The organism is Pyramidobacter piscolens W5455 (assembly GCF_000177335.1).
GTDB lineage: Bacteria > Synergistota > Synergistia > Synergistales > Dethiosulfovibrionaceae > Pyramidobacter > Pyramidobacter piscolens.
This window is the reverse complement of the sequence record NZ_ADFP01000047.1, coordinates 12,789-30,531: the sequence shown is the minus strand read 5'-3', so window position 1 is coordinate 30,531 and position 17,743 is coordinate 12,789. Positions and strand designations below refer to the sequence as shown.

Here is a 17,743-nt window from a genome sequence, read left to right as displayed (position 1 = left end):
ACGCCGTGGGCAGCGGGCATAAAAGATTGTAATCCAGGCGAACTGTGTTAGAATAGGCGTGCTACATAAAAAATAAAAGGTAGCGCTATTTTTTACTCTTTGAATTGGAGGATGAGGATATGGATATGGCTTCGTTGAAAATTCCACCGGAACTGACGCCTGTCATCGCTTTTCACGGACATCTCTGTCCCGGCCTGCTGATCGGCTGGCGCGCTTCTCGAATGGCAATGAAGCTGCTGAATCTGTCCCGCGACGTGGATGAGGAAATTGCAGCGATCGTCGAAAACGACGCCTGCGGCGTGGATGCGGTACAAGCCGTCCTCGGCTGCACTTTTGGAAAGGGAAATTTCATTTTTCGCGACTACGGCAAGCATGCGTACACGGTCTTTCGTCATTCCGACGGCAGCGGCGTGAGGCTCGTTTACCGTTCTCCCGAAAGCGAACTTTCACGTGACGAGCATACGCGCCGTCTTTTAACCGAATCGGACGAAGTCCTGTTCGACGTGAAGAAGCCCGAAGAGGCGATCCCGCAGAGAGCGCGCATTCATGACTCGGAAAACTGTTCCGTCTGCGGCGAGAAAGTCATGGTCACCCGCCTCGAGACGCGCGCGGACGGGCGAAAAGTCTGCGTGCCGTGCGCGGCGAAGCTTCGGAGGATGGCGCAATGAAAATTCGAACGAAATATCTTGCGTTCCTTGCGGCGCTCATACTGTGCGCGTCTGCGGCCTGCGGCGCGGAAATGACGGTGACCGACTGCCTCGGACGTTCCGTAACCGTCCCCGCCGCGCCGGAACGGATCATTGGCTCCGGCTCCGGCGCCTTGAGGCTGCTGACCTACCTTCAGGCGAACGATCGCGTGATCGCGGTGGATTCCATCGAGAAACGCAACGATCCGCCGCCGGGCAAAGCCTCGCGCCCTTATGCTCTGGCTCATCCTGAGTTTGCCGGTCTGCCTCTTTTCGGCGAGTTTCGCGGCAAGGACAATCCCGAACTGATTGCCGGACTTTCCCCGCAACCGCAGGTGATTTTCAAAGTGTCGCCTCTTTCCGGTCCTCATCCCGACCAGCTGACGGCCAAAACGGGGATCCCCGTGATCGGCCTGGAATACGGAAATCTGAGCGACAAAAAGGTACAGTTCTACGCGACGCTGCGGCTGATGGGGAAAGTTCTTGACAAGGAACAGCGGGCGGAAGAAGTGGTGGCCTTCTTCGAAGGTCACTTGGCGGAACTGCGCCGGAGGACTGCCGGCATTCCCGAAGAAGAACGCAGAAGCTGCTATATCGGCGGCGTATCCATGCGCGGCACTCATGGGTTCACCTCGACGGAGATCGGCTATCCGCCGTTCCTCTACACCGGCGCGAAAAACGTGGCCGCCGACGGTTCCGGCAAATCGGAGACGGTCAGCGTCGCCAAGGAAAAAATCCTGCAATGGGATCCCCAAGTCGTTTTCATGGACATCAACACGCTGCGGGCGAAAGGGGAGGCCGGCGGACTCCGGCAGCTCAGTTTCGATCCCGTCTACGTCGAACTGTCGGCCGTCAAAAGCGGCGAAATCTGGAGCGTGCTTCCCTACAACTCGTACACGATCAATTACGGTTCCGTGCTGGTCAACAGCTATTTCGTGGGAAAAACTCTCTATCCCGAGCGTTTCGCCGACGTCGAGATCGCGTCCGTCGCCGACGAGATCTATTCTTTCCTTGTCGGAAAACCGCTCTACGCTCAGATCAGCGAAGCCCTTTCCGGCAAAATTTTCTCCCGTCTGAACCTTGAAGGGAAATAAGCCGTGCTTCGGCGGGAACGTCTCCCTTCGTTGGCGTACGAAGCCTACGTCGGCCGTAAAAAACTTTTCCTTCTCGGATTGGGCGGGCTTTGTTTGCTTCTCGGCCTGCTGTCCGTCGCCTGGGGAGCCGTCAGGATCCCCGTCTCCGAGGTGATCGAGGTCCTTCTCGGCGGCGGGGGAGGGCGGGGCAAGGTGATCGTCGTGAATATCCGCCTGCCCCAGACTCTGGCCGCCATGCTGGCGGGAGGCGGGCTGTCGCTCGCGGGAGTGGCCATGCAGGCGGTGCTGCGCAATCCATTGGGCTCTCCGTTCACGTTGGGGATCTCCAACGCGGCCGCTTTCGGCGCGGCCTTTTCGATCATCGTTCTCGGGTCGGGGACGATGCAGAGTTCCGCGGCGGACGCCGTGACGATCATGAATCACTGGCTCACGACGGGGGCGGCGTTCGCCGCCGCGCTCGTTTGCATGGGCGTCGTGCTTTTTATCGTCTCCGCGACGGGCGGCGCCGGCGAAGTCATGGTGCTGGCGGGCGTGGCTTTGAGTTCGCTGTTTATCGCCGGGACCATGTTTCTTCAGTATTTCGCCGACGACGCCCAGCTGGCGGCTACCGTCTTCTGGACTTTCGGCGACGTCTCGCGCGCGTCGTGGCGCGAGATCCCCATGATGTCGGCTCTGTTGGCTCTTTCTTCGGCGTTGTTCTTTTACAGGCGCTTCGATCTGAACGCTTTGTGCTGCGGCGATGAGACCGCCCTGTCGCTGGGCGTCTCGGCTTTCCGGGTCCGTCTCGAAGCCATGGTCGTGGCATCGCTGCTTGCGGCCGTCATGGTCGCGTTTCTCGGCGTGATCGGTTTCGTCGGGCTTGTCTGTCCTCATATGCTGCGTCGTTTTCTCGGGGGCGATCATCGTTTCCTGATTCCCGGCTCGGTCCTGCTGGGAGCGGCCCTTTTGACGGGCGCCGACATGGGAGCGCGGCTTCTGCTCGCGCCGCGTCTTCTTCCCGTCTCCGTCTTTACGGCGTTCATGGGCGCGCCGGTATTTCTGGCCCTGCTGATGAAAAGGAGAGCGAAAAGATGACGCTGTCGGTAATGAAGCTTTCTTTTGCCTATGGACGCGACGAAGTTTTGAAGGACGTGAGTTTTTCTCTGGAACAGGGAGAGATCGTCGCGCTGCTCGGTCCAAACGGCACGGGGAAAACTACGCTGCTGCGGGCCGTCAACGGAATCCTTCGTTCCTCGAAAGGAACGGTCCTGCTCGACGGCCGTTCGATGGGGTCGTGCCCGCGGCGCGAGCGGGCGAAACTCTTCGGTTACGTTCCTCAGCGGGACGAACCGCAGCATCTGACCGTTTTCGACGCGGTCCTGCTCGGCCGTCGTCCTCACATCGCGTGGACCGTGAAGAAAGAAGACGTCGAAAAAGTGGGAACGGTCCTGCGCGCCCTGTCTCTCGAAAATTTTTCCCTGCGTTTCCTCGACGAGCTGAGCGGCGGCGAGTTTCAAAAAGTTTCCCTTGCCCGTGCGCTTGTTCAGGAACCGGAAGTTTTGCTGCTTGACGAGCCGACGAGCAGTCTGGACCTGAAAAACCAGATCGATATGCTGCGGACGCTGCGGCGGATCGTCCAAAAACAGAACGTGGCGATCCTGATGTCGATCCACGATCTGAACACGTCTCTGCGCGCCGCCGACCGCCTGCTTTTTCTGCGCGACGGCGCCGTCTGCGGCAGCTGCCGGCCGTCGGAAGTATCGGCCGGCCTGATCGGCGACGTTTACGGGATTCCCGTAGACGTGATCGTACACGACGGCGCGCCCTTGGTGGTCCCGCGCCTGCGGGGAGGTTCCGGTCTCCGCGCATGACGCCGCCCTTTGCTTTGTGAAAAAAACAATGACGCGGAACAAAAAAACGGCGTGGAAGGATTAACTTCCAACGCCGTTTTTTTTGTCCGCACACGCTTTTCCCTTGCGCGCGCCGTGCTTCGAGGTTCTAAATGTAGCTGGCCGCGGCGAGGATCTTGCGGGCTTCTTCTTCTTTCGTTTTGTTGAGCTTGACGACGGGGCCGGTGCAGCCCATCGAGCTTTCGGCGTAAATGCCGTGCTTCCACAGCTCGCGCACGGCGTCTTCGATCGCGAGCACGTCGACGCCGTGGATTTCTTCGTCGGTCGGCTCGGCCGCCGGGGCCTTGATTTCTTCCTCGGCCGCGGCCGGTTTTGGCATGAAGCTGGCGATGATTTCCTCGAGGCCGCAGCCTTTGGCCGCTTCGACTTCCCTGGCGACGAGTTCGGGAAGTTTGCCCGCCGCCGCGGCGCCGCAGTAGGCGACGGCGTTGGCGATCACGGGCGCGCCCGAAGCGCGCGAGATGATGTTGACGACGTGTTTCCATCCTTCGCCGGCGGAAGGGCCGTAGCCCCAGCCCAGCGCCTCGTACGAACCGCCGGTGCTGAACGAGGAAAACATCTTCATCAGCACGTTGCCGGTGAGCGTATCGCAGACGCACACGTCGACGACGCCCTGAAGGATGTCGTTGCCGCGCAGGACGGAACCGCCGTCGGCGCGTTTACTCTCGCCGAAGGTGATGTCGTAGCCGTTTTCCTTGAGCTTGCGCAGCGCCTTGAAGACGACCTGGGCGCCTTCGACGTTGAGAATCCCCACGGTGGGGTTCGTCTTGCCGATAGACTTGGCGACGGCGATGCCGTACACGGTGTTGCGGATCATGGCTTCGACGCGGTTGATGGCGCTGGTGCCGGTGGTGGAGGCAACGATCATGTCGCGGCCGCACGCGGGCGTGAAAACGCGGCCGATCGTGGTCACGCCCATGGGGAACGGATGGTGCATGGCGACGATGCCGGCAACCTTGCCGCTGTCCATGGCGTCGTCCATGCCTTTTTCCAAGTCGATCTCGCAGTCGTTGGTTTCGATCCATTCGAGGTCGTCGAAACCTTCGACTTTTTTAGGGCCGATCATCACGACCTGGATGTTGGGATTCTGGCGCTGGGCGAGGCGTGCGGCGTTGGCGATTTCTTCGGAGCCGTGCTCGCTGCCATTCGCCTGCAGGCCGACGCGGACGCGGGGGCCGCCGTGAGCGGCGGAATCGATGATCTCGGAAAGAGCTTCACCGATGAGCTTGCGAACGTCAGACATACAAAGGCCTCCTTACTTCTTGAGATCTGCTGCGATTTCGGAAAGAGACTCCAACAGCAGGCTCTTGATGTCGTCCTTGCTCACTGCCGCCGCCACGGGCGCGGGTTTTTCAAGCAGGAACGAAGCGCCGTCGGCGAGGTTGGTCAGGCGGGCAAGGAACAGGCTGCCCTTGCCGATGATCATGGCGCGGCTGATCTTGCCTTCCTTGATCCAATCGGCGGCGGGGCCGATAAAAGGCGCTCCGGCGGGGATGTGCCCCTGAGTGTGGGCGAAGCCGTGCAGTCCCTTCTCCTTGACGAAGGTCATCATGTCCTTCTTCTCGATGCTCTTCTTCATGACGGCCAGAGCGGCGATCATTTTGATGTTGGCGAGCGGCACGTTGCCGGCGCCGGCAGGTTCGGTGATTTCGGGGATATGAAGTTCGGCGCCGAACTTGTCGACGTCCGCGAACGTCAGGCCGGCCCTCTGAAGCGGCTCCCAGGTGAGAGCCTGCGTGACGGCCTGAGGCGAAGCGCCCGCGCCGACGGAGTGTTTGCCGAGGACGTCGAGGCGCATTTCGGCGCTGACGCCGTCGCAGGGCGTGATCAGGATCGCGAACGAGCCGAGGCAGTCCTCGAGAGCGGGCATGTCCTTCTTGACGTGATCGCGGCTGTTCATGTAAAGCTTGGGGATGGCGCCGCCGGCCAGGACGACGACGTTCTTGCGGGCGCCGGCGGCGACCTGAGACGCGCCGTTGATCATGGCGTTGACGGGACCGGCGCAGAAACCACGCACGTCGCAGCCGCTGGCGTTCACGCAGCCGGCGATCTCGGCGATGGCCTTGGCGAAGTTGCCGCCGGCGCGCTGGCAGGCGTCGCCCGCGCCTTCCTCGGAGCACTCGATCACGAAATCGACTTCTTCCGGTTTCAGCCCGGTGTTGTGCAGCAGATGGAGGAGGGCGAGGACGGAACCGGCTTTGCTGGCAAGGTTTTCGAGCAGAACGTGGGCGAACAGATTGTCGTCCACGGTGTGGGCCGCACGCGCCATGCCGACGACCTTGCCGTCGAAATACAGCGGCAGGACCTGAGTGTGGTCGCCGCTCTTGAGGTGCTCTTCGATCTCGGCACGATCGTGCCCGGCCTCGAGGCGGGCGAGGATGGACTCGGTGATCAGTTCGTGCTTGGAGAGTTTTTCGCGGACGGAGGCGGCAAAGTCCTTTTCGAGCCAGATCAGGTCGAAGACGTCGCAGATGTCGAGCAGGCCGAGGAACTCGTCTTCGGGCATGATCTCGCCGTATTTGCCGAAACGGGGCGCTTCGAGATTGTAGTTCTCGTACATGGGCGTGGGCTGCGCATCAAGATCCTCGAGAGGCAGCGCTCCGATGTACGTCATATTGGGAGCATATCCCTTCGCCTGTTCGTAGGTCTGAAGATGCTTGGGAAGAGCCTGGAGATACTCTTTTTCGCCTTCACCGGCCGTATAGGGCGTGTTGCCGTAGTGGAGCCCCAGCTGGGGAACATGCTCAAGGCAGTACGCGGAACCTTTGATTGCAACTCTGGACATTACTGAAAATACCTCCTCAAGGATTTTGTGGAGCGAAAGTTTATGGCAAGAACTTTGCCTTGTAACCGACGCTATTATAATACAAGATGTCGCAATAAAAACCAAGAGCCTCGATTTTTCAAACGACGATGAAAGCTTTTATGTTTTTTGCTGAAATTGCCTTTTGTCCTTTTACGGCAAGCGTTTACAGTTTTTATAATTGCAGTGATATTTTGATGAGAAGAGATTTCTTTTACCATGAAATGAGGCCTGTAAAAACACGATGGACGACAAAATCGAGCAAATATGAAAAGAGGCGGTGTCGAGCCGCCTCTCCCTATAATCATCGTCTCTGAATTATTTGACGAAGACAAGTTTGTTCGATTGATCGGGTTGAATGTCGTTTGTTTTGAGCTGATAGCCCTGGCTTGTCATGAAACGGGTAACGTTCGTAATCGACGTCGGGTTATCGAGAAAAACTTCGATTTCTTTTTCTCCCGTCGCCGCCGCTTTTTTGGCCTCGACCACAGGCTGGGGACAGGAAAGTCCGCGCGCATCAACAACCATTTTTTTCTCCTCCTTAAGCCTTTCTGCGCATCACAAAACCGACGCACAGACAGAAAACCATGCCGATGACGAAAGCCGCGGGGGCGTGCGCGCCGATCCCGGCGCCGCTGCTGGCGAGCCCAAAGTTATGGGCCACCGCCGCGCCCGCGATCATGCCAAAGACGAAGACAGCGGCGTCGCCGTCGCCTTCGCCGGCCATGACCAGCTGGCGCCCGGGGCACCCTCCGGCCAGAGTGAAGCACAGACCGGAAAGGACCATGCCGAGGAAGTTCCAGAGAGAATCGGTGTGAGCCACTGGCTGACCGGCAAATCCGGATTTGAAGCTCCCCAGCACGAAGTTCATGCCGAACGCGGCAACCAGCAGGGCGACAATGCCCCAGAACAGGTAGCCGTCGCGGGCGAGGACAAGATCCCTGAGCGCTCCGATCGTGCAGAAGCGGCTGCGCTGCGCGAGCCAGCCGACCAAAAGCATCACGGCCAGACTGACATACCATGGCGCGTGCATCGAGCCGGGCCCCTTTTCGGAGAAGAAAATCGGTCCCGTTCCCTCGGCCCCCAGCTTGGGAGCGATCAGCAGCAGCGCCAGCAGCCCCAACGCGAACAGCGGCATCATCAAACCGGATAATTTCGCTTCGGCCGGCGCGGGATAGGCTCTACCCAAATTGTAGTTGGAACTGATAAAATAAATGCCGATCAAAATCCCCACGAAAAGTCCGGCAATGCCGTAAAGGGCGTTGAAATCGCCTCCCGCCAAGCGGAGGTACGCTCTCCAGGGGCAGCCTAAAAAGATCAGCGCCCCGATGGAAGCGAAAATGCCGAGCAGAAAGCGCACGGCGGGGGCCGATCCCGCGCGCGGCTTGAACTCCTTGAACGCCAGCGCGGAACCGAAAGCGCCGAGGATCAGGCCGATGATCTCCGGACGGATATACTGGACCACCGCCGCCCTGTGAAAGCCCAGCGCCCCGGCGATATCGCGCTCGAAACAGGCAACGCAGATCCCCATATTGCCCGGGTTCCCCAGAAGCACGAGAACCGGCGCAAGTATGCCCACGGCAAGACCTGCGATAACGGGGCCCAACCGCGACACCATGAGAGAATCAAAATTTTTCAATGACAACCGCCTCCTGCGATGAAATGAAGTTTGAACAAGGCATAGTATAAATAACTATCATTGACCTTATTCTTGTTCTTTAGTATATTCGAAAAAAGCCGGAAGTCAAATTATCAAAACGCATGAATAAAACCCTTGCATAAATTCATAATCTATAAGGAGTTCTGTATAATGAAATGTCTTGCGACCTTTGACGTCACCAGTATGGCCCTGATGTTCGAGAAACAATGCCGCCGCGCCGGTTTCGACGTGAGGATCGTCCCCGTGCCCCGGCAGATCTCGGCGAGCTGCGGGCTGGCTTGTTCCTATCCCTGCGACCGTGAAAGCGAGATCATGCAGCTCTGCGAAAAGGGCAGGATCGAAATTTCCGGGACGCATCGCATGGCAGACTGACGTTTAACGGAAATCCCGCCTTGACTTGAGAGAAAATGTGCGATGCATTATACTGCAACCGTGCGAAGCGCGTTCCCGCGTTTTCATGCGGATAAAATTTTGGAGAAGAGAGAATGCTTGACAGAAAGTTGATCGAGATGATGTACGATACGGCGGTGAAGAGCGGGCGGCAGGGCGCTCGTTCGGCGGCGGCGGTTTACCGGCGGATGCTTGAAATGCCGCTGGGCGCGCAGATGTCGGTCCGGTTCCTGGAAGGCGAAGATTTTATCGTCACATGCCGCAAAGAAGGTTACGAGCTTGCGTAATCCCCAAAAGAAAATCGATGTGGAGCGGCTGAATTCCGGATCCTTTACGATTGCCGACGCCATGGGGCTGTCGCGCGGACCGGCTCGTCCAGCCGTGAAAGAGACGCCTCGCGCCGACACCGAACCGGCGCCGGTCAGCGCGCTTGAGACGGCGCCGTTGAGGCTTTTCCTGGAACGCAAGGGCAGAAGCGGGAAAACCGTCACCCGGCTCGCCGGCCTGCCGCTGGGAGAACGGAGCGGCCGCCTTGTCAAGGAACTGAAATGGGATTTGGGCTGCGGCGCCGCGTTTGAAGAGGACGCTGTTTTCTTTCAGGGCGATCAGCGGGCGCGCTTGCTGAATCTTCTGAAGGATCTCGGCGCGCGGAATGTGAAGATCGTTTGATGCGGAGAGGATTTTTGTCTTATAATGGTTTTATAGAACGATGATCGGAAAATTCCATGCGGAGGGATAAAAGACGATGTTGTTTGACGAAGCTGTAAAAATAAATTCTTTTCAATGGGAAAAACTGCCGCAGGCGGAAGAGCGGCAGCTGAACAAAGCCGCGCAAGTCTGCAAGGGCCTCGCGGTGGCGATGGTCGCCCGCGCCAACAGCGGGCACCCCGCGGGGGCGCTCTCCAGCATGAAAATGTACATGGCCGCCTACGGCGCTGCGAACGTGTCGCCACAAAACTGCGACTCGCTCGACCGCGATTTCGTCGTGGTCAGCCACGGGCACACCTCGGCCGCGGCGTATGCGACCCTGGCGTATTACGGATTTGTGGACGCGTTCGACGCCGTGAACGAGTTTCGCCGAACGGGCAGCCGCTTTCAGGGACACGTCGAGCGCATGGTCCCCGGCATCGACTGGGGTTCCGGCTGTCTCGGCCAGGGGCTGTCTGCGGGAGCGGGGTTCGCCCTGGCGCAGAAGGCGCGCGGCTACGACGGCCGCGTCTACGTTCTGATGGGGGACGGCGAGCAGCCGAAAGGGCAGATCGCCGAAGCGCGCCGCTTGATCGCGGCTCGAAAACTGACCAGCGTGACGGCGCTGATCGACGTCAACGACATCCAGATCTCCGGGCGCTGCGGCGACGTCATGCCCGCGCATATCAAGGAGCTCTGGGAAGCCGACGGCTGGCAGACGCTCCTGTGCGACGGCGATTCGTTCGCGGAGCTGTACGTCGCTTTGAAGGCGGCGCGCGCCGCCGGGCGCCCGACGGCGATCCTCTGCCGGACGACTATGGGCAAGGGCGTTTCCTTTATGGAAGACACGCCCGACTATCACGGCAAGGCCGCTTCGGGCGACCTCTACCGGCAAGCGATGAAAGAGCTGGGACAGCCGGATCTCGTCGCGTTGGCCGCGGAGCACAAAAAAGCGAAGTTCAGCGCCGCGCGCGCCGTCGAACCGCTTGAAGCGGTCCTCGATCTGGGCGCAGCGAAGGTCTACGGCCCCGCCGACACGACGGACAACCGCTCCGCCTTCGGCTCGGCGTTGGCGGAAGTGGGGCAGCTCAACTACAAAAAGACCGGGCGCGCCCCCGTGCTCGTTTTCGACTGCGACCTCGCCGGTTCGGTCAAGACCGGCGAATTTGCGAAAAAATGCCCGGACAACTTCATCCAGTGCGGCATTCAGGAGAACACCACGGCCACGGCCGCCGGAGCGGCGTCTGCCGGCGGCGTCGTGTCAGTCTGGGCGGACTTCGGCGTTTTCGGCCTGGCGGAAGCCTACAACCAGCAGCGCATGAACGACGTCAACCGCGCCGGCGAGAAACTCGTCCTCACCCACGTGGGCCTCGACGTGGGCGAAGACGGCATGACGCATCAGTGCATCGACTACGTTTCGCTGATGTCGAACTTCTTCAACTGGAAGCTGGTCGTTCCCGCCGATCCCAATCAGACCGACCGCGCGACGCGCTGGGCGCTGAAAACGGCGGGCAACGTCTGCCTGGCGATGGGGCGCAGCAAACTGCCGGCGCTCTGCGCGAACGGCAAGCCGCTGTTGGCGCGCGATTTCACGTACGGCGAAGCCGTCAAAGTCCGCGAGGGCAAGGACGCCGCCATCCTGGCGCTGGGGGCGATGGCGGGGCGCGCCGTGCAGGCGGCGGAGCTGCTTGCCGAAAAAGGCGTCGAAACGGCGGTCTACGCCGTCTCGTGCCCGCTGGAGATCGACGAGAGAGCGTTGACGGAAGCGTTTCAGACCGGTACGGTGTTGACCGTCGAAGATCACAATGTCGTCAGCGGCATGGGCAGCCTCTGGCTGGCCCGCGCCGAAGAACTGGGACTGCATTCCGTCGCGCGCCGTTTAGGCGTGCATCGTTACGGCGATTCCGGCCCGAGCGAAGAAGTGTACGCCGCCATGGGGCTTTCCGCGGACAAAATCGCAGAATCTCTCGAGGAACTGAAAAAAGTCGCGCGCTAAGAGCTGTCGATGGAAGAAAAATTACTGTTCCACGCCTGCTGCGGTCCCTGCGCGACCACCGGCGTCCACGCCCTGACGGAGGAGGGATGGAACATCGCGCTTTATTTTTACGGCGGCAATATCCAGCCCCGCGACGAATGGCAGAGAAGGCTGGAAGCACTGCGCAAGCTGGCGGATTCGTATCGTATCCCCCTGATCGTCCGCCCCTACGACACGTCGGAATGGGACCGCCGCACGGCGGGATTGGAAAACGAGCGGGAAGGCGGCCGCCGCTGCGAGCGGTGCATCCGTCTGCAGCTGGAAAGCGCCGCCCAAAAAGCGGCCGAGCTTTCCCTGACGACGCTTTGCACCAGCCTGACGCTCAGCCCGCAGAAACATCCCCGACTGATCAACGCATGGGGCGCCGAGCTCGCCGGCCGTTACGCGCTGGACTGGGAAGGGCGAATCTGGAGAAAGAAGGACGGGCAGCTCTTTTCCGTTCGGGAATGCAAGCGGCTGGGCCTTTACCGGCAAAATTACTGCGGCTGCCGTTACAGCATGGAGCGCCTCAATCATTTTTAGGAGCGTGAAGATCGTATGCCTCTTGAAAGTTACATGGAGAAACGTCTTGCCTGTCTGAGAAAGAAACTGCTGGAAGAAAAACTCGACGCGTTGCTTTTGATCGATTCCGAGTCGAACGGCTGGGAGAATCTGTTTTATTACAGCGGCTTTCGCGGCTCGTCCGCCGTCGTCGTGGTGACGCAGGAGCGGTCGTTCCTCGCCACGGATTCGCGCTATCTGACGCAGGCCGCGCAGCAGTCGCCTTTCGAGATCCGCGCGGTGAAGACGGGAGAGAGCCAGGTCGCGACGGCCGGACGGCTTCTTGACGAACTGAAAATCCGCCGCTGCGGCTACGACGGCGCCATGCTCTGTGCGCAGACCTATCTGGCGCTCAGTTCGTTTGCCGTCGAATGGCGCGATTTTTCGGCGGCGATGGCCGAGCAGCGGCGGCATAAGGACGCCCGCGAAATCGAGCTGATCGCCAAAGCGGCCGATATCGCTTCCGCCGCGTATCTGGAAACGTTGCCGCTGGTCAGGCCCGGCATGAAGGAAAAGGAGTTCGCGAAGCTTCTTGAATTGAACATCGCCCGCCACGACGGCGAAGGCGTGTGGCACAAAAGCGAGATGATCGTCGCTTCCGGCGTTCGCAGCGCCATGCCGCACGGCGTGGCCGGCTCGAAAAAAATGGAGCTCGGCGAGCAGGTCACCGTCGATTACGGCGCGATCTTCGGCGCTTACATGTCCGACATCACCCGCAACTTTTCACTCGGCGCGGTGAAAGACGCCGAGTTTCTGGAGATCCACGAAGTTCTCCTGAAAGCCCACCGGGATTCCGCGGCGCTGCTGAAGCCGGGCGCGCGCGGCTGCGACGTTCACGCGGCGGCCGTCGCGGTCATCGCCGACGCCGGCTACGGCGCGTATTTCGGGCATGGTCTCGGGCACAGCTTCGGCCTGGAAATCCACGAAGCGCCGCGCCTTTCGCCGCTGTACCAGGGAACGCTTCGATGCGGCGACGTGATCACGATCGAGCCGGGCATTTACATTCCCGATCGCGGCGGCCTGCGCGTCGAAGACGATTACCTGATCACGGAGAACGGCGCGCGCCGCCTTTCCGCCAACTTGCCGCAGGAGTTCGTTCATCTGCCGCTGTGATCGATAAACTTGAATCATCGTCATAACGGTGGCGGCCGGAAAATTTATATGATAGAATTTCAGTAGTGTTTCACAGATACGATATGGGGGGAGAAAAAAATGAAAAAATACGTGTGTTCTGTGTGTGGGTGGGAATACGATCCGGCAGTGGGCGATCCCGATAACGGCATCGCGCCCGGCACGGCCTTCGAAGATCTTCCCGAGGATTTTGTCTGCCCCGTCTGCGGCGTGGGCAAGGATCAGTTCGAAGCGGCCGAATAAATTCAGGCGCGCAAAAAGAGACTCTCGAGATTATCCAATCCCGAGAGTCTCTTTTTGCGTTGCCCCGTTCGCCGAGCGGGCAGGAGACGAGCGGAAAGACGCGGCTCTTTTCGGAGAACGCTTTATTTCGTCGCCCGTTCGAGTATAATTGACAAGAAGCGATTCTGAAATGTGCTCGTGGAGGTTTTTTCAGTGTACGGTTTTGCCATGAAAGTTTACGGGTGTCAAATGAATCAGTACGACGCCGACAAAATCAGAACGGCGCTCGTCGCGCGCGGAGCTTACGAAACCGCGGAAGAAGGCGCCGACGCGATCATTTTTATCGGCTGCAGCATCCGCGACAAAGCGGAGCATAAAGTTTGGAGCGAATTGGGCCATTACGAAGAACGCTGGCGCAAAGAGAGACGTCCCGTCGTCGCCATGACGGGCTGTATCGCCCAAAACGTGGGCGTCGATATGTCCAGACGTTACCCGTGGATCCGCGTCGTTTCCGGCCCTCGGCACATCGGCCTGGTCCCTGACGCGCTGGAAACGGCGATGTCGGGCGACGAGAAAATCGTCCTGCTCGACGACGATCCCCGCGAACTGCACGAACTCCGTTTCGCCCCGCTGGAACGCCAGTTCCCCTGGAAAGCTTCGGTGATGATCTCGCACGGCTGCGACAATTTCTGCACCTACTGCATCGTCCCTTACGTGCGCGGACGATTCGCTTCCCGCAGCCCCCGGGAAATCATGAGCGAGGCGGAACAGCTTGTCGAGGGGGGCGTCAAAGAGATCTGCCTGCTCGGGCAAAACGTCGACACTTACGGTAAAGATCTCGACCGTTACAGCTTCGCCGATTTGCTGAACGACGTCGCCCATATCAAAGGGCTGGAGCGTCTGCGCTTCATGACGTCGTATCCGACGGATTTCACGAAAGACGTCGTCGACGCGATCGCCGGGAACGCCAACATCTGTCCTGCGATCAACCTGCCGATCCAGGCGGGCAGCGACCGGATCCTGAAAGCGATGAACCGGCGCTACACAGTGGAAGAATATGCGAAAGTCGTTGATTGCATTCGGTGCGGCCTGCCCGAAGTCGGCCTGACCTCCGACCTCATTGTCGGTTTCCCGAGCGAGACGGAAGACGATTTCGCCTGTTCCATGGAAGCGCTGGAACGCTTTCGTTTCGATCAGGTCCATACCGCGGCCTATTCGCGCCGGCAGGGGACGCCCGCCGCCGCGATGAAGGACCAGGTCCCCGAAAGCGTAAAAAATCGGCGTCTGAACGACGTTAACCGACTGCAGACAGAAATCGCCAAAGACATCAACAAAAAATTGGTCGGGCGGCGCTATCGCGTGCTGGTCGACGGCAGGGCGCTGAAAGGGAATCTGCTACAGGGGAGGAATCCGGCCGACAAAGTGATCCTTTTCGAAGGCGGCGAAAGCGTGATCGGAACGTTCGTCGACGTGGAAGTGACCGCCGCCGACAGCTGGTCGCTGAAGGGGAAGATTTTTTAAAAAAAGACGAAAGGGGAGCCGCCTGTGGAGAATCGGACGAAAATTTCTTTGTGCGTCGCCGGAGCCATATTCTGCATAGGCTGCGCCGGCGCCGCGGTGCAAATTTTCAGGGGAAGCTGGCAGGACGAAGCGCCGACGACAGCCGCGGGGCCCGCCCTGTGGCTTCAGGCGCCGTCCTATAAGCAGCCAGCTTCGTCTCCGCCTGGACATTACGCCTATATCACCGGCGCCGTTTCCCATCCGGGCGTTTACCCTATCTCGGCGGACGCGCGGGTCTTTCAGCTCGTGGAAGCGGCCGGTGGTTTCCGCTTCGACGCCGATCAGTCGCAGGTCAACCTCGCCGCGCCGATACGCGACGGCGCGCATGTCCACGTCAAGGCCGCCGCGCTCGCGCCTCGGGCTTCAGCCAAGAGCGCTTCTTCTCAAGACGGGAAACGGGAGAGCGGAACCCAGTACGTCTATGTCAACACGGCGACGGAAGAAGAGCTGTGCGCTCTTCCCGGCGTCGGCCCGGCCACGGCCCGAAAGATCATAGAATATCGCCAGACCCACGGACCTTTTCATTCCGCCGAGGCGCTGCTGGAAGTTTCCGGCATCGGCAAAGGCAAGCTGGGCCATATGCAGACGCTGCTCCGGTTTTGACGCCTCATGAATTCTCTGTTGAACGAGATTCCCGCGCTTTTGCTGCTGCAAAGCTGCGCGCTCTCGCTGGCGGCGGTGGAACGCGGGCTCCCTTTATGGCTGGCGCTCCTCCTTTCCGTCTGCGCGCTCGGCGCGGAAATGTTGCTTTCGGAAGAGCGCTGGTACGCGCGCAAGTCCTGTTTTGCGCTGGCGCTCGTGGTGCTGTCGGTCGTTTTTTCCGTATTCCTGCAGTCGCGGCTGAAAGAGGAAACGACGTTCGTGAAGGCCGTCTCCGGCCGGTTTCTTGTGGCGGAACGGCGACGCTGGGGAGAGCGCGAGGTCCTTCAACTGACCGACGACCGCGGCGTCGGCTGGCTTCTCGCCGTCGGTAAGGAACTGCAGGACGTCGAGGAAGGCGACGAGCTCTCGTTGGAAGCTTCCGTCGTTCCGCTCCGGGACAGATCTCTGAGAAGTTCCTTTTCCCCGCGGCGGTACTGGCTGGCGCGCGGCGTGCAGGGCGAACTGCGCCGCGTCGCGCGCCTCGAAAAACGCGGAAAAACTTTTTCGCGGCACAGCTTCCGCCAATACTTAAGGACGCAGCTCGGAACGCTGCCGCGCAATACGCGCGCTCTGGCGGCCGCCATCCTTCTCGGCGACCGGGACGCCGATCTTCGCGAGGATTACAGACGATGGGGGATCAGCCACATCTTGGCCGTCTCGGGGTGGCACGTCGGTCTGGCGCTGATGCTCGGCTGTCTGCTCTTCGGCTGCGGGCGGCGCGGGCTTGTCTGGTGCTCCGTGCTCCTGTGGGGATACTGTCTCACCAGCGGGGCGTCGATGAGCGCCGTGCGCGCCTCGCTGATGGTCCAGATCGGCATGCTCGGGCTTTACCGGGGGCATCCGGGGCGCGCCTTGAACGCGGTCGGCGTCGCCGGTACCGCCATGCTCCTGTGGAATCCGTGGTGCTTCTTCGATCTTGGCTGGCAGCTGTCGGTCGTTGCCGCGATCGCTGTGACGGCTTTGGAAAAATCCAGATCGTCGCTGCTCGTCTTTTTTTCTCCGCTTGTCATGTGGATCTTGACTTCGCCGCTGATCGCGCCGCTGGCCGGAGGCATTTATCTGTCGTCGTTGCCGATCAACGCCATGGCTTCCGCGCTGTTTGCCGTGATCCTTTTCGCCGTGCTCGTCGCGGCGATCCCTTGCATTTTTGGAATCCATCTTTTCTGGCTGGCTTGGCCGGCGGAAAAGCTGATGCAGATCTGGGCGCTGGCGGCCGATCGATGGGTCGAATGGCTGCCGCAGGCGCTTCCGGTCCATTTCTTCTCCGCCTGGCTGTGCGCGGGCGCTTTGTTCTTTCTCGTCGCCATGGCGGGAAAATCGCCCTTCTGGCGGGCCGTCCTGCTGGGAGGCTGCGGAGCGTTTATCGTCGTCATTCTTTAGGAAAGTTGCCTGAGAGGATTCTATGAAAACGAAACTCATGATCGGCGGGGTGGAAGTCGAGAACCCCGTGTTTTTTGCGCCTTTGGCCGGCGTCAGCGTTGCGGCGGTGCGGCGGCTTTTCCGTCGGCTGGGAGCGGCCTTGACCCATACGGAGATGGTCAGCAGCGCGGGGCTCCTTTACGCCGGGACGAAGACCTGGCAGATGACGGAATGTACCGACGAGGAAAGACCGCTCGTCCTCCAGCTTTTTACGGGCGACGCGGACAGCCTGTGCCGCTCGGCGGAGCGGTGCCTGCAAAGCCGTTCGTACGCAGCTTTCGGCGTCAACATGGCCTGTCCGATGCCCAAAGTCCACAAAAAAGGCGCCGGCAGCCGTCTGTTGCAGAATCCCGACGTCGCCTTCGCGATGGTGCGCGAGTTGAAAAAATTCGGCCTGCCCGTCTGGCCCAAGATCCGCAAGATCGTTCCGGACGGCCGCGAATATCGCCTGGATACGCTTCAGTTCGCCGAAGGACTGCTCGAAGCCGGGGCCGACAATGTGACGATCCATGGGCGCACGCCCCAGCAGCGGTACGAGGGGAAAGCCGATAAAAGCGAAGTCGTCCGCGCGGCGCGGCGTTTCGAAGGCAAGATCACCGCTTCGGGAGACGTTTACGCCGCCGCCGACGTCGCGTTCTATCTCGACAACGGCTGCGCGGCGGTGCTCTGCGCCCGCGGCGCGATCGCCGATCCGTTTATGGTCGTGCACTCTTTGCGGGTTTTGGGTTATAATAACCGAATATTACACGGCGATCCCTCGCTGCAAGAACGCGCGGAAATTCTTACCGGCCTGGCGGACGATCTTTATCGGCTTCATGGCGGGCGCGCGGCTCTCGTGCTCTTGAGGCGTTTTCTTTCCGGATTTTTCAGGGGGCAAGCGGGGACTGCGGAATTCAAACGCACGCTGGCCAGCGCGAAAGACTGGGATTCTGCGTACAGGATCCTCCGCGACTGGCGCTCATATTTTGAAAGGGGATTCATGTAA

The 17,743-nt window shown here is 60.2% G+C and carries 19 protein-coding genes; 15 read left to right on the top strand and 4 right to left on the bottom strand.

Annotated features, from left to right (window positions below; translation table 11 throughout):
* Positions 1-125 precede the first annotated feature (125 nt).
* From HMPREF7215_RS03545 to HMPREF7215_RS03530, 4 genes are read left to right on the top strand one after another with little or no spacing between them, the layout of a single operon-like run.
* The gene (locus HMPREF7215_RS03545) at positions 126-668 is read left to right on the top strand and encodes an FmdE family protein (protein ID WP_083798243.1); all 543 of its coding nucleotides are present in this window, start codon (positions 126-128) and stop codon (positions 666-668) included.
* Positions 665-1,780 carry an iron ABC transporter substrate-binding protein gene (locus tag HMPREF7215_RS03540; RefSeq protein ID WP_009164276.1) on the top strand — a complete coding sequence of 372 codons (1,116 nt, stop codon included), beginning with the start codon at positions 665-667 and terminating at the stop codon, positions 1,778-1,780. Before HMPREF7215_RS03545 ends, HMPREF7215_RS03540 begins: the two co-directional genes overlap by 4 nt.
* A gap of 3 nt (positions 1,781-1,783) precedes the next feature.
* Entirely contained in the window at positions 1,784-2,854 is a 1,071-nt protein-coding gene (locus HMPREF7215_RS03535; RefSeq protein ID WP_009164275.1) for a FecCD family ABC transporter permease, read from the top strand.
* Entirely contained in the window at positions 2,851-3,630 is a 780-nt protein-coding gene (locus HMPREF7215_RS03530) for an ABC transporter ATP-binding protein (RefSeq protein ID WP_009164274.1), read from the top strand. Before HMPREF7215_RS03535 ends, HMPREF7215_RS03530 begins: the two co-directional genes overlap by 4 nt.
* Positions 3,631-3,757: 127 nt before the next feature.
* Here the strand turns inward: HMPREF7215_RS03530 and grdD are convergent, their stop codons facing one another.
* The 4 genes from grdD to yedE form a co-directional block, all read right to left on the bottom strand.
* Positions 3,758-4,912 (bottom strand): glycine/sarcosine/betaine reductase complex component C subunit alpha, encoded by a 1,155-nt coding sequence (gene grdD, locus HMPREF7215_RS03525; protein ID WP_009164273.1) that lies wholly within the window; start codon positions 4,910-4,912, stop codon positions 3,758-3,760.
* Between the two features lie 12 nt (positions 4,913-4,924).
* Positions 4,925-6,454 carry a glycine/sarcosine/betaine reductase complex component C subunit beta gene (grdC, locus tag HMPREF7215_RS03520; protein ID WP_009164272.1) on the bottom strand — a complete coding sequence of 510 codons (1,530 nt, stop codon included), beginning with the start codon at positions 6,452-6,454 and terminating at the stop codon, positions 4,925-4,927.
* Between the two features lie 336 nt (positions 6,455-6,790).
* Complete coding sequence (locus HMPREF7215_RS03515) at positions 6,791-7,000, bottom strand: sulfurtransferase TusA family protein (protein ID WP_009164270.1); 210 nt, start codon at positions 6,998-7,000, stop codon at positions 6,791-6,793.
* 13 nt (positions 7,001-7,013) lie between these two features.
* A complete protein-coding gene (yedE, locus tag HMPREF7215_RS03510) occupies positions 7,014-8,111 on the bottom strand; it encodes a YedE family putative selenium transporter (protein WP_009164269.1) in 1,098 nt (365 codons plus the stop codon).
* Positions 8,112-8,282: 171 nt separating this feature from the next.
* On the opposite strand from yedE, the gene HMPREF7215_RS03505 reads away from it, so the two are divergent.
* From HMPREF7215_RS03505 to HMPREF7215_RS03455, 11 genes are all read left to right on the top strand, one after another.
* Positions 8,283-8,504 carry a DUF3343 domain-containing protein gene (locus tag HMPREF7215_RS03505; protein WP_009164268.1) on the top strand — a complete coding sequence of 74 codons (222 nt, stop codon included), beginning with the start codon at positions 8,283-8,285 and terminating at the stop codon, positions 8,502-8,504.
* 113 nt (positions 8,505-8,617) lie between these two features.
* Positions 8,618-8,809, top strand: coding sequence for a hypothetical protein (locus tag HMPREF7215_RS03500; protein ID WP_009164267.1), 192 nt, complete (start codon positions 8,618-8,620; stop codon positions 8,807-8,809).
* A complete protein-coding gene (locus HMPREF7215_RS12340) occupies positions 8,802-9,191 on the top strand; it encodes a translation initiation factor (RefSeq protein ID WP_009164266.1) in 390 nt (129 codons plus the stop codon). Before HMPREF7215_RS03500 ends, HMPREF7215_RS12340 begins: the two co-directional genes overlap by 8 nt.
* Positions 9,192-9,267: 76 nt before the next feature.
* Positions 9,268-11,205, top strand: coding sequence for a transketolase (locus HMPREF7215_RS03490; RefSeq protein ID WP_009164265.1), 1,938 nt, complete (start codon positions 9,268-9,270; stop codon positions 11,203-11,205).
* Between the two features lie 9 nt (positions 11,206-11,214).
* Complete coding sequence (locus tag HMPREF7215_RS03485) at positions 11,215-11,766, top strand: epoxyqueuosine reductase QueH (protein ID WP_009164264.1); 552 nt, start codon at positions 11,215-11,217, stop codon at positions 11,764-11,766.
* Positions 11,767-11,781: 15 nt separating this feature from the next.
* Positions 11,782-12,897, top strand: a complete 1,116-nt coding sequence (locus tag HMPREF7215_RS03480; protein WP_009164263.1) for a M24 family metallopeptidase — start codon at positions 11,782-11,784, stop codon at positions 12,895-12,897.
* A gap of 99 nt (positions 12,898-12,996) precedes the next feature.
* Positions 12,997-13,158 carry a rubredoxin gene (rd, locus tag HMPREF7215_RS03475; protein WP_009164262.1) on the top strand — a complete coding sequence of 54 codons (162 nt, stop codon included), beginning with the start codon at positions 12,997-12,999 and terminating at the stop codon, positions 13,156-13,158.
* A gap of 192 nt (positions 13,159-13,350) precedes the next feature.
* On the top strand, positions 13,351-14,658 hold the full coding sequence (miaB, locus tag HMPREF7215_RS03470) for a tRNA (N6-isopentenyl adenosine(37)-C2)-methylthiotransferase MiaB (RefSeq protein ID WP_009164261.1): 1,308 nt from the start codon (positions 13,351-13,353) through the stop codon (positions 14,656-14,658).
* A gap of 24 nt (positions 14,659-14,682) precedes the next feature.
* The gene (locus HMPREF7215_RS03465; RefSeq protein ID WP_009164260.1) at positions 14,683-15,300 is read left to right on the top strand and encodes a helix-hairpin-helix domain-containing protein; all 618 of its coding nucleotides are present in this window, start codon (positions 14,683-14,685) and stop codon (positions 15,298-15,300) included.
* 6 nt (positions 15,301-15,306) lie between these two features.
* Entirely contained in the window at positions 15,307-16,719 is a 1,413-nt protein-coding gene (locus HMPREF7215_RS03460) for a ComEC/Rec2 family competence protein (protein WP_009164259.1), read from the top strand.
* A gap of 22 nt (positions 16,720-16,741) precedes the next feature.
* Complete coding sequence (locus tag HMPREF7215_RS03455) at positions 16,742-17,743, top strand: tRNA dihydrouridine synthase (protein ID WP_009164258.1); 1,002 nt, start codon at positions 16,742-16,744, stop codon at positions 17,741-17,743.